Origin of the sequence: Sorangium sp. So ce1153 (genome assembly GCF_051521595.1) — a bacterium.
In the GTDB taxonomy this organism is placed as follows: Bacteria; Myxococcota_A; Polyangia; order Polyangiales; family Polyangiaceae; genus Sorangium.
In genome coordinates, this window is sequence record NZ_CP150361.1 from 10397207 (window position 1) to 10409432 (window position 12226).

Consider the following 12226-nt stretch of genomic DNA (forward strand, 5'->3'; position numbering starts at 1 on the left):
CGTCCTGGTCCGCGCCGCCTTGGGTGAAGAAAGGGGAGCCCGGGCCCGCGTTGCCCGGGCCCTCGCGCGCCCGATCCCCGATGATCGCTTCTGGTCGCTTCCGGCGAAGCTTCGCACCGCCGTCGATCGCGGGGCAAAAAACCGCTTTACGCTCGCCTCTCGCCCGCCTATCGAAGCCCGATACGCGGTGCGGCGCCCCCGGTATGGCCGGCCGGCGCGCGCCAGCCCAGGGTAGCACCGTCCGGGGCTCGGTCGTCGGGCACGGATGACGTCAGGTCAGAGTCCCCTCATGCATCCGGACTTCTCCCTTTTCTGCGGCCCCCGCGGCCTCGACGTCGGCGCGGCGCCCGGCGCCGCGCTGGAGCCCCGCGCTCGGTCACTGCCTGCCATCGCGCGGCCCTCGCGGCTGCGCTCTGCCCTCGCCGCCCTCGCGGCGGCGGCCTTCGTCCTGCTCGCCGCCCCCGGCGCGGCGCTCGCCGAGGACGGCCAGCACACCGTCTACGCCGGCCAGACGCTCGGCAAGATCGCGAAGCGGTACCGCATCACGGTCGACGCGCTCCGCGAGGCGAACGGGCTCAAGCCTGGCCAGCGGATCCACCCGGGGCTGGTCCTCGTGATCCCCGAGCGGGGCAAGCCGGGCGGCCGGTCCGCGCCGGGCGCGCCGAACCGGGCGGCCTCGCTGCGCGACGGGCCGGAGCGGAGCCGCGGCGCCAGTGCAAAGGAGCGGAGCGCCGAGGCTCGCCCCCTGGGCAAGGGGTCGACGAAGCGGGACCCGAAGCCCGACCCCCGGTCGATGCCGCCGAGCAAGCGGTACGTGCAGCGGCCCAAGCGCCCCGGCTTGGTCCGCCTGGTGCGCGGCGCCGAGCGGATCGACCTCCAGCTGCTCACGTCGAAGGGGCGCCTCGTCCCCAAGGCCCTCCCCAAGCTCAGCCGGCTGATGCGCGCGTCGCCCACCGCGTCGATCCCCATCGACCCGCGCCTCGCCACGCTGATCGGCATGGTGAGCGACCACTTCGGCGGCAGGACCATCCGCGTCGTGAGCGGGTATCGCCCCTACACTCCGACCCAGTACACGCCGCACTCCAACCACAACTTCGGCCGCGCCGTCGACTTCATGGTCGAGGGGGTGCCCAACACCGTGGTCCGCGACTTCTGCCGAGGTTTCCGCAGCGCGGGTGTGGGATACTACCCCAACTCGACGTTCGTTCACCTGGACGTCAGATCAGATAAGGTCTACTGGGTGGATTACTCGAGGCCTGGAGAGCCGCCGCGCTACGAGGGGGCGAGGGGCTCTGTCGGGGCCGACGAGGCAGCGAGAGATGTCCCCCTCTCGGCGGAAGAAGAGGTGTATGGGTCAGGCCAGCCCCGCGCCACTCCGCCGCAACCAGCGAATACTACAGGGACAAACTCGGACGCGGGGCGCAGCGGCAATGAAGCGCAGCAGGGCGTGGGTTCAGGAGCACCCACCCAGGCGCCCGCCGCTTCACCGGCCGGAAGGTGAGCTGCCGAGGTCGCTGGACATAATCCACACACTGAACATCCGCACCAGACACAATTGCGCGGCTCTACCTTGCACGCTGCGAGAGTTGTGGCACCAATCCACCTCACGTGCAGCAATCGACCCGACTGCAGCGGGAGGGGTTCCCTTCTCCCAGGTCACTCGCCCCGTGCTGTGACGGGGACGAGCTTGTCCAGCCGGTCATCATGGGCACAGCGTGCCCGGTCGTCACGTGTGATCGCGCGCTGATCGACGCGCAGGTCGCTCTGGGTATCGACGCTCTCGATTCCCTGGACTCTCTCGACGCCCACGACGCAGGGCCGGTCGCCGCGGCGCGAGAGTCGGGCGCGGCGCTCGCGCACGGTGCATGGGAGTCCGCGGAGCTCACGTCAAGCTGCGCTCACGACTTCTGGGAATCCGCGGAGGGCACGTCGCCCTGCACCTACGAGGAAGCGTGGGAGCCTGCGGAGCTGGACCGCGGCGCGAGCGACCCGCCAAGCTGTACCGGCGCGGCCTGCGCGAGCGGGCCGCGTGACCGCGAAGCGCCGTGCGCGCCGCTCCGACCGGAGGTGCTGAAGGGGTACTTCCCGCTCGTCCGCAAGCTGGTGCGCCAGGTATCGCGGCACCTGCCGCCCAACGTGCAGCGCGACGACCTGCTCAGCGCGGGGATGCTCGGCCTGGTCGACTCGCTCCGCAAGAACGGCGGGTGCGACGGCGAGACGTTCGCGGGCTACGCGAAGCTCCGGATCCGCGGCGCGATCGTCGATGAGCTCCGGGCGCAGGACTGGCTCTCGCGGCGGGCGCGCGAGGCGGTGGAGGCCGGGGCCGCGGGCGGGGTCGGCGGCTCGACCGTCTTCGTGAGCCTGAGCGAGGTCACGCCCACCGAGGAGTCGGTGCACATGTCCGGCGGAGACGACCCGATCGAGGCGATCTCCGCGCAGGCGACCCGGCGGGCCCTCGCCTTCGCCATCGCGCAGCTCCCCGAGCGGGAGCGGCGCGTGATCGGCATGTACTACTTCGAGGGGGCGAAGCTGAAGGACATCGGCGCGGAGCTCGGGGTCGGCGAGCCGCGCGTGTCGCAGCTGCACACGCGCGCGCTCGGGATGCTGCGCGGCATGCTGTCCCACGCCTGACCGCGGCGCCGGCCGGGACCACCGCGGGCCGCCGCCGCGATCAGGGGGATGAGTCCACCGTGAGCCGGCGCGCGCGGCCGGGCATCGCGAGCCCGACCGCGAAGAGCGCCGTCTCCTCGTACCCCTGCTGCAGGGCGGGGTCGCCGGAGGCCCGGTGCACGAACGCGTTGCGGTGCGCGCCGCGATCGAGCGCGACGACGCGGGCGCAGCCGAGATCGAGCAGCGCCTCGGTCGTGGCCTCGTCGCTGTCGAACGTCGTCGTGGCCACGAGGAGCGTCCCGTCGTCGAGCGCGCACGCGGCGCCGCGCCGGCGCATGGTGCCGATCTCGCGCGCCTCCGGCCGCAGCCTGCCGTCGTCGGCGGTGAGCGGCAGCTCGGTCGCGTCCGTGCCCGGCGCGAGTTCGACGCCGCCAGCCGGGCGGATCTCGACGCGGCCGCGGCGGACCAGCAGCAGGCCTCCCTCGCCCCGGAAGCGGAGGCCGACCGTGCCGCCCACGGCGAGCCCGCGCGGGCCGCGCCGCCGGCCGGTGCCGACGCCGATCGCCGCCAGGACCTGCTGCCGCTCGTCCTCCGGCACCTCGGCGGCGAGCTTCGGCGCGTTGCGCGGCGAGATCTCGCGCGACCCGGCGCGCAGGCGGAACACGAACCGGTCCGGCGCGAAGGCGTGCACGCGGACCTGCGCGCCGAGGTGCACCGTGTCGACGGCATACAGGGCCGGGCTCCACGCCGGGGGCGGCTGCGCGCCGCCGTCGACCGTCCAGCCCCCGCGCTCGCCCGGGAGCGACAGATCGGGCGGCGGCGGGCCGTCCGTCGAGCGCGACGAGAAATAGAGGAAGGGCCCCGGGGAGGCGGACGCGACCTGCGCGGGCGGCGCGAGCGACATCGCGGGCGAGAGCCGCTCCGCGGTCAGGCGGCCGTCCGGCTGCACGCTCAGGAAGGCGACCCCGAGCGGGTCCGGCGCCCTGCCCAGCGAGACGCCGGCGACGCACCCGGCGCGCGCGAGCGCCGCCCTGAGCGCGGCCGCGTCGAGGGCGCTGCCCCACGCGTGGACCACGAAGCCGCGGTCGGTCGCGCACAGCGCCGCGCGCTCGACGACGAGGTCGTCGCCCTCGCTGGGAGACAGCGTGGCGTCGCCCGCGGCGCGCGCCGCGGGCGAGAGCGTCGCGTCGCCTGCGGTGCGCTCCGCGCCAGCCCCGGCGAGGGCGGGGAGCGAGGCCGCGGCGCCCACGGCCTCGAAGAGGGACGGCCCTTGCCAGAGCGACCAGGGGAAGCGCCTGGCCCCCTCGCCGCGGGGCTCGCCCGGGCTCGCGGCCGCCGGGCGCTGCCAGAGCGCCCACGGCACGCGCTCGACCCCGGCGCCGGAGGGCCATGCGCCGAAGTAGGGCCGGCCCGAGGCGTCGACCCCGAGCGTCGCCGCGCCGTCGCGCGGGGGCACCAGCGGGCGGCCGCCGACGACCATGCCGAGCGCCTCCGCCTCCTCGTGGAGCGCGACAGGGTCGCGCGGGCCGGCGCCGAGGCCGATGGCGCCGCGGAGCGCCGCCGCGTCCGGGAGCGTCCCCGTGCCGTGCGGGCCGGCGGTCGGCCGGGGCGCCTCGAAGCCGGCCTGCAGGGTGAACTTGATGTGCCGCGTGTCGATCGCGAGCAGGTGGACGCGCACCTCTTGCCGCTGCGGATCGGGGCGGATCGTCGTCGCCGCGAAGGGGCTCGACGGGCGCTGCGGGTCGCCCTCGATCCCGGGGAGCACGCGCGGGAGCGAAGGGGCCACGAGCACCCAGGCCCCCTCCCCCGGGAGCGGCGGGTCGACCGCCGGCTGGACCGGCGGCGGCGGCCAGAGCGAGGGCCACCCTGGCGGCGCGGGCTCCGGAGACGCCGGCCCGTGGGTCAGGTACGCGGCGTCCGGCCCGGCGCGCAGCCCCGCCGCCGCGCTGTCGGCGGCGAGCGCGAGCCGCTCGACCGCGGCGGCCGCCCCCGGGCCGAGCAGGCGACCGGCGGAGAGCCCGGCGAGCTCCGCGAACGAGGGCACGCGGCGCGGGACGCGGTGCGCGCGGGCGCCGAACGGATCGCTGCCGCCCGTGTCGAGCTCGCCGGTGCCGGCGCTCAGCGCCGCCGGCGCCGCCTCGGGGCCGAGCGCCATCACGAGGGCCTCGTCGGCGAGGTCGAGCCGCGCCGACGCGGGCGGGCTATCGAACGAGATCTCGGTGCGCGACGCGCCGTCCGCGCTCCCCGTCTCGAGCCAGCCGTCGACCGCCGCGCGGAGCCGCTCGCCGAGGGGCGCCCCCGGGCGGGCGCCGCCGCCGAGATCGAGCAGCGTGATCCCCTGCACGGCGCCGAACGCGGAGGTGGTCACCGCGACCCGGCGGCCGCGGGCCACGAGGTTGCGGTCGTCGCCGAGGGGCGTCTCGGTCAGGTTGCGGACGCCGCTCAGGCTCACGGGCCGGCCGGAGCGGGTGAGCCGCACGCGCGCGCGGTACAGGTCGGCGGCGCCGCGCCTTCCGGGCGCGCGATCGGCCTCCGGCGCGCGCTCCGCGTCCGGCGCGCGCTCTGCGCCGGGCGCGCGCTCCGCGTCCGGCGGGCCCGCGACGTCCGGCGGGCCCGCGACGCCCAGGAACAGCACGCGGCGGCCCAGCAGCGCGTCGGAGAGGAACCCGCCGCGCTCCTCCCAGACGAAGTCGTCCGGGCTGACCGAGCCGCCGATCGCCTCGCCGAGCATCCCGGCGATCGCGTCCGCGGTCCGCGCGGGCGGAGACGGCATCGAGAGCCGCGCGGCGGCCCCGACAACGGCGACGCCGAGCGCGATCGGGAGCCGGCCGCGGAGGTGATCGGCCCAGGTGGAGAGCGGTCTTCCAATCATCCCTGCGCGAGCGCGCTCTCTCCCCCGGCGGCGCCGGCCTGGGCCGCCGCCGCGGCGCGCGAGCGGACCCCGAGCAGCTGGCGCGCGCGGTCCGGATCGACCACCTCGCGGCCGATGCTCCGCGCGAAGGCGGCCGCGCGCGCGACGAGCGGCGCGCTCCCCTCCGCGAGCACGCCCTTGTCCAGGTAGATGTTGTCCTCCAGCCCGACCCGGGCGTGCCCGCCGAGCTGCATGGCGAGCTCGGTCATCGGGCGCTGGTGGCGGCCGACGGCGGCCACCCCCCAGGTGGCGCCTCGCGGGATCTGGGTGATCATGAACCGGAGCACGTCCTCTCGCGCCGCGATGCCGCCGGGCACCCCCAGCACGAACTGGAAGTGGAGCGGCTCCGCGAGGAGCCCGTCGGCGTGCAAGCTGAGCGCCTCATGGATATGGCCGACCTCATAGCACTCGAGCTCGGGGACGCTCCCCGCCGCGCGGATGCGCGCCGCCATGTCCCGGATGAGCGGCCGGGCGTTGTCGAAGATCCCGTCGCCGAAGTTGATCGTGCCGCAGTTCAAGGTGGCCATCTCGGGGCTGCAGAGCAGCGGCTGGGCGCGCTCGTCGACGCTCATCCCGACGGCGCCCCCGGTCGACGTCTGGACGATGACGTCCGTCTTCTCCTGGATGGCCGCGATCGCCTCGGCGAACAGCTCGCGCGACTGGCTCGGCGAGCCGTCCGGGTTCCTGACGTGCAGGTGGACCACGGCGGCGCCCGCGTCGCGACAGCGGGCCGCCTCGTCGGCGAGCTCGCGCGCCGTGACGGGCAGGTGCGGCGTCTGCGCGCGGGTCGTCTCGGCGCCGACGATGGCCGCCGTCAAGATGAGGGCGCTGTTCGGCGGCGTGACGATGATCCGGGGGGGCGGCGTGATGATCGGCCGCGGCTCCGGGAGCTTCGCGTGATCCGGGGGCGGCGCCGACAGCGCCGGCAGGACGAGGCGCGGCCGACGCTGGAGCTCCTTCGGGACGACACACGTCCCGAGCGCCCGGCAGACGATGACCGGCTCGGCCAGCGCGTCCGCCGCCGAGGGCGCCACCCCGGCTTCGCGGACGCTGGCGACGACCTTGCGCGCCTCGAAGGCCATCGCGCGCGACGTGGCCCCGACCTTCGTGACCACCCCGGTCGCCTCGATGAAGTCGCCTGCTCGGACCGGGGCGAGGAACTCGACCGCCTCGTACGCACGGAAGAGCCCCTCGTCGCCGTCCAGACGGATGAGGAGCTCGGTGGCGACGTCGCCGAAGAGCGCGAGAATTCGCGCGCCGTCACACAGCTCCCCCGCGTAATGTGCGTCGTGCGCGCCCATCCTGACGCGCAGCGTGACCGTGAGACCAACCCCAGTGCTCATGGGCGTGAAGACTCAACAGTCGACAGTCGGTAGTCAACAAGGGAAACTCCCCCCGCCGATGAACCTCGTAGAAGCCAGAAATCTCCCGCGCCACGTCGGAATCATCATGGATGGCAACGGCCGCTGGGCCGAGCTGCGCGGCGAGCCGCGCGAGGCCGGCCACAAGGCCGGGAGCGCCGCCGTGCGGCGGATCGTGCGCGTCTGCCGGAGGCTCGGCGTCGAGGCGCTGACGCTGTACGCCTTCAGCGAGCAGAACTGGGCGCGGCCCCGGAACGAGGTCGACGCGCTCATGGGGCTCCTCCGCGAGTTCCTCATGAGCGAGCGCGGCGAGATCCTCGAGAACGACATCCGCCTGGTGGCGATCGGCGACATCAGCCGGCTCCCCGAGGTCGTGCGCGAGGTGCTCGACCCGCTGCGGAAGGCGTCCTCCGCGAACATGCGGATGACGCTCGCGCTCGCGCTGTCCTACGGGGCGCGCGAGGAGATCGCCGCCGCGGCGCGCGAGCTCGCGATGGAGGCGGTCGCCGGCCGGCTCGACCCGGAGTCGATCGACGGCGCGCTGCTCGCCGCGCGGCTGCCGAGCCTGAGCGTGGGCGAGCCGGATCTCATCATCCGCACCGGCGGCGAGCAGCGGCTCTCGAACTTCCTGCTCTACGGGGCCGCGTACGCCGAGCTGTCGTTCACCGAGCGGCTGTGGCCGGACTTCACCGAGGACGACCTGTTCGCGGCCATCGCGACCTACCAGCAGCGCGACAGCGCCGTCGAGCCCGCGTACAGGGCGGAGGGCAGCGGCAGCGGCGCTGCCGGCGCTGCCGGCGCTGCCGGCGCTGCCGGCGCTGCCGGCGGTGGCGGTGGTGGCGGCGACGGTGACGGCGGCGGCGAGCCGGTCCTCGTGCGCGGGGCGCTCGACGGGGCTCGGCCGTGGCGCGCGCGCGAGCTCGCCTCTCACAACGGCTCACGGACGGGGGTTTGACGCTTGGCTGCTTCCAACCTCGCGATGCGGTTCATCACCGCGGTCGTGGCTGCGCCCGTGCTCCTCTCGCTGCTCTACCTCGGCCCGGCCTGGGGGTGGGCGGCGCTCGTCGCCGCCGCCTCCGCCGTCGGCGCGCTCGAGTTCTTCGCGATGACCCACCCGGACGACCGCGCCTCGCGGTTCGCCGGCGTCGCGCTCACCCTCGCCGTGCTCGGCGTGCTCTGGCGCTTCGGGGGCTCGCCGGGCGCGCTCCTCGCGGTGATCTTCCTGCTGCCGTTCGCCGCGATGCTCGTCACGCTGACGCGGCTCGGGGAGATGCGCACCGCCGCCCTGCGCGTGCTGGCGATGACCTTCGGCCCGCTCTACGTGGGCGGCGGGCTCGGGGCGCTGGCGCTGCTCCGGCGCGACGCCGGCGCCGACGGCCCGTCGTTCGTGGTGCTGGCCCTGATGCTCTCCTGGTTCTCCGACACGGGCGCCTACTTCGCCGGCCGCTTCCTCGGCCGGCGCAAGCTCTACGAGGCGGTGAGCCCGAAGAAGACCGTCGCGGGCGCCGTCGGCGGCCTGGCCTTCGCGGTGATCGGCGCGCTGATCGCCCACTTCTGGTTCCTCCGGTCGCTGCCGCTCGTCGACGCGCTCGCGCTCGCGATCGTCGCGGGCGGCCTCGGCCAGGCGGGCGACCTCGGCGAGTCGTTGTTCAAGCGCTCCTTCGGGATCAAGGACTCTGGCGGGATCGTGCCCGGCCACGGCGGCATCCTCGACCGGGTGGACGCCCTGCTCGTCACCGGGACGATCACGTATCTGTATGTCCTGTGGTCGAGGACGTGATCGACGCCTCGCGCCTCGCGCTGCGGGCGCGGACGTGGCGCGAGACAGGTGCGTCCAGCGACACGAGAACCGCGCGCGGCGTGCCCGCGCCGGGGCCTTACCGGGGCCTCGCCCACCCGATGCGGACTTGCCGCCGTTGTCGTTAACGCGCCGCCGCATCGCGCATTCCCAGACTGACGCGATGTCCCGCCCCTCCGGATACGCGATAACGCGTCGCGTGAGAGCGCCCTGACATTGAACGGAGGGGCGCAGCGGACTAAAAAGTTACAGAGCCATGGAAGATCAATTCAGTGCCAAGCCCACGACTCCGCCGGTGAGCACGCCTCCGGCTCCGAGTCACAAGCACAAATACGAGTTCTTCAAAGTCGTCCAGGGTTACCTGGACGAGGCTGCCCGCTTGATCGAGCTGCCGGGTTACATCACGACGATCCTGAGCCAGCCCAAGAACGAGATCATCGTCAATTTCCCGGTGCGGATGGATGACGGCAGCATCCGTCTCTTCAAGGGCTACCGGATCCAGCACAACAACCTCCTCGGGCCGTTCAAGGGGGGTGTTCGTTACCACGAGACGGTGTCGCTCGACGATCTCAAGGCGCTGGCCGCGATGATGACGTGGAAGTGCGCGCTCATGAACCTGCCGCTCGGCGGCGGCAAGGGAGGCATCAAGTTCAACCCGAACGAGGTGTCGCGCGCCGAGCTCCAGCGGATCACGCGCCGGTTCTTTCATGCGCTCGGATCGAACATCGGTCCGGAGACGGACATCCCGGCTCCCGACGTGGGCACCGACGCGAAGACGATGGCGTGGGCCATGGACACGTACATGAACACGGTGGGCCAGCTCTTCAAGCAGGCGGTGAAGGGCGTGGTCACCGGCAAGCCGGTGGCGTCCGGCGGCACGCACGGGCGCGAGAAGGCGACGGGTCAGGGCGTCGTCCACTGCATCACCGAGTGGGCCGAGGACAACGACGTGAACCTCGGCGGCTCGACGCTGCTCGTGCAGGGGTTCGGCAACGTCGGTTCGCACACGGCGGTGCTCCTGTCGAAGCTCGGCGCCTCGACCGTCGCGGTCGGCGACCACACCGGGTATCTGTACAATCCGGAGGGGTTCAACCCGCACAAGCTGCAGGATTATGTGAAGAAGCACCGCTCGATCGCGGGCTATCCGGCGGGCAAGCCGATCAGCCGCGAGGAGTTCTTCCGGCTCAAGGCGGACATCTTCATCCCCGCGGCGCTGGAGAACCAGATCGGCGTCGAGGAGGCGAGCTCGCTCCAGGTGCGGCTCGTGGCCGAGGGCGCGAACGGGCCGTGCACGCCGGAGGGCGAGAAGGTCCTGCTGGAGCGCGGGGTCGACATCCTGCCGGACGTCCTCGCCAACTCGGGCGGCGTGACGGTGAGCTACTACGAGTGGGTGCAGAACAAGCGCTCCGAGACGTGGACGCTCGAGGAGGTCGACGCCCGGCTCGAGAAGGCGATGAAGCGGGCCTACCGCGACGTGACCGAGATGGCGCGGCAGAAGAAGTCTACGCTGCGGCTCGCGGCGTACGCGGTGGCGCTGCAGCGGCTGGCGGCGGCGTATGGGGAGAGGGAGATCTTCCCGTGAGGCGGGGCCGGGGGGGCGCGGCGCGGGGGGCGCGGGGCGCGCGCGGCTGAGCTGAGGGGGCGGGGCGGAGGGGGGCGGGCGGGGGGCGGGGGCGGGCTTGCCGGGACGGGGAACCGCCTTTCCGCGACACGGGGCGGCTCTTCCGGGACACGTAGCCGCCCTTCCGGGACACGCAGCCGCCCTTCCGGGACACGTAGCAGCCCTTCCGGGACACGTAGCCGCCCTTCCGGGACACGTAGCCGCCCTTCCGGGACCTAGAGCGAGAAACGGGTATAAGCTGCCTGAAAAGCGCAGAGATTTAAACCGCCAAGACGCCAAGAGCGCCAAGAAAAGAATCCTATCTTGGCGTTCTTGGCGGTTAATTTCTCGCTAGGTCAACGTGATCGGTGTTCTGGGCGCCCGTGTTCCCCACGTCCTGTGGGCGACACGACGCGTGTTCCTCCGAGCAGCATCTCGGCAATGCTCGCCCCTTGCCGGCGGGAGGTGCGTGCATACGGTTCGCAACCGTACTCGGGGGTGAGACGCTCACCTCCCTTTTCCGGGCACCGGCTCGTAGAAAACGAGGCGGTGGCCCAGGAGGAACATGAAGAAGCCGAGCAAGGAGCTGGAGCAGTGGATCAGCGCCGCTGCCGAGGTGGCAGATAGCGCATCGCCGGTCATCAATCAGCCGCTGCACGTTCTCTTCGGAGAGGCGGTCGACGTCGCCAGATTCTTTGACAGGTACTGGAAGCCAGAAGCGGATGAGCGCGGTAAGATCGTGCGACCCGGACTCGAATCCGCGGTCGGCAAGGCCGGTAAGGGCAAGAAGGTGCCCGCCGGCGCGGTCGGCCGCATCCATGCGAAGACCGGCGACGAGATCCTGTCGCTCCAGCGCGCGACGCAGGAGGCCCACACGCGCTATCTCCTGACCATCAACCCGAAGGGCGAGGATCCCGCGGCGCGCGGCCGGTTCCTGCTGAACGAGCTCACCGCCGTCCTCGAGTGGTATTTCGACGATGGCGTCGAGGACGAGAAGGACGCGCAGCTCGCCCGCGTGGACGCCGCCCACGCCGACGATCCACAGAGCGCCGACGCGCTCGCGAGCGCGCTCGACGACTACGCCCACCTCGCGGAGCCCCACCGCGACGAGCTCCACGGGCTCGGCGGGTTCGAGTCCGGGCACATCGACGAGGCGCATGCGATCGCGGCCGCCCTCCGCGACAAGCCCGCGTCCGTCGCGGCCCTGGCCGGCCCCGCGCGCTCGGCGATCGACCTCCGCAACCGACTGGCAGGCATGCTGCTCGACCGGATGAACGCCGTCAGGGCCGCGGCGCGGTTCGTGTTCCGCAACCACCCGGAGATCGCCCGCGAGGCGACGAGCGCGTACGAGCGGCGCAAGCGCGCCGCCGCCCGGCGCGCCAAGGCGAAGGGCGCCGCTGCGCCCGAGGTGCCGGCGGCGCCGCTGCTGGTTGGCTGAGCGGGCGGGAGCGGCCCGGCCCGGCTGACCCAGGGCCGGGCGCGGGCGCGCTGGTCAGGACCGCGTCGCCCAGCCCCTGGTTCCGTGATTGAGGAAGGAGAGGAACCAGGGACGAACTTGGGCTTCTTCCCTGGTTGTGGCGAGGGAGCGGCGGAAAGTAGAACGATTTCAGCGGGGTCACGCCCATCGTCGAGCGGGCCCTCTTCCGGTGTGGCCCAACGCGGGCCCAACCGGCGCCCCTCGGCCACCACAGTGTCCACCTCGGGGAGCGCGGCCTCGTCGCCCAGGGCCAGCTCCCCGTCGGACGGCGCGGAGGCGAGGGAGCCCGCGTCGCTCGTCGAGCCCGCATCCGGCTCCCCGGAGTCCGAGGACGCGCGACCGCTTCCTCCGGCCGAGCCGCCGTTGCCGCTCAGCTCAGGAATCGCCTCGTCAAGGGGAGCGAAGTCGCCCAGAGCGAGCTCCGCGACCTTCCGCGCGGCGCGCTTGTAGTTGTGGATCTGGTCGCTCG

Annotated in this window: 8 protein-coding genes; 6 read left to right on the plus strand and 2 right to left on the minus strand. The window is 73.3% G+C overall.

Annotated features, from left to right (window positions below):
• Nucleotides 1-289 precede the first annotated feature (289 nt).
• Nucleotides 290-1501 carry a DUF882 domain-containing protein gene (locus tag WME85_RS37590; RefSeq protein ID WP_437827887.1) on the plus strand — a complete coding sequence of 404 codons (1212 nt, stop codon included), beginning with the start codon at nt 290-292 and terminating at the stop codon, nt 1499-1501.
• 203 nt (nt 1502-1704) lie between these two features.
• A complete protein-coding gene (locus WME85_RS37595) occupies nt 1705-2631 on the plus strand; it encodes a sigma-70 family RNA polymerase sigma factor (RefSeq protein ID WP_437827888.1) in 927 nt (308 codons plus the stop codon).
• Nucleotides 2632-2671: 40 nt separating this feature from the next.
• Here WME85_RS37595 and WME85_RS37600 read toward each other — a convergent pair whose 3' ends face one another.
• Together WME85_RS37600 and WME85_RS37605 are read right to left on the minus strand one after the other, a co-directional pair.
• Nucleotides 2672-5482 carry a hypothetical protein gene (locus tag WME85_RS37600; protein ID WP_437827889.1) on the minus strand — a complete coding sequence of 937 codons (2811 nt, stop codon included), beginning with the start codon at nt 5480-5482 and terminating at the stop codon, nt 2672-2674.
• Nucleotides 5479-6864, minus strand: coding sequence for a 3-keto-5-aminohexanoate cleavage protein (locus WME85_RS37605; RefSeq protein ID WP_437827890.1), 1386 nt, complete (start codon nt 6862-6864; stop codon nt 5479-5481). Before WME85_RS37605 ends, WME85_RS37600 begins: the two co-directional genes overlap by 4 nt.
• 58 nt (nt 6865-6922) lie before the next feature.
• Between WME85_RS37605 and uppS the strand changes: the two genes are divergently transcribed.
• From uppS to WME85_RS37625, 4 genes are all read left to right on the plus strand, one after another.
• A complete protein-coding gene (gene uppS / locus WME85_RS37610) occupies nt 6923-7837 on the plus strand; it encodes a polyprenyl diphosphate synthase (RefSeq protein WP_437827891.1) in 915 nt (304 codons plus the stop codon).
• A 3-nt stretch (nt 7838-7840) separates the two neighbouring features.
• A complete protein-coding gene (locus tag WME85_RS37615; RefSeq protein ID WP_437827892.1) occupies nt 7841-8662 on the plus strand; it encodes a phosphatidate cytidylyltransferase in 822 nt (273 codons plus the stop codon).
• 274 nt (nt 8663-8936) lie between these two features.
• Nucleotides 8937-10262, plus strand: a complete 1326-nt coding sequence (locus tag WME85_RS37620) for a Glu/Leu/Phe/Val family dehydrogenase (RefSeq protein ID WP_437827893.1) — start codon at nt 8937-8939, stop codon at nt 10260-10262.
• A gap of 583 nt (nt 10263-10845) precedes the next feature.
• On the plus strand, nt 10846-11718 hold the full coding sequence (locus tag WME85_RS37625) for a hypothetical protein (protein WP_437827894.1): 873 nt from the start codon (nt 10846-10848) through the stop codon (nt 11716-11718).
• Nucleotides 11719-12226 lie beyond the last annotated feature (508 nt).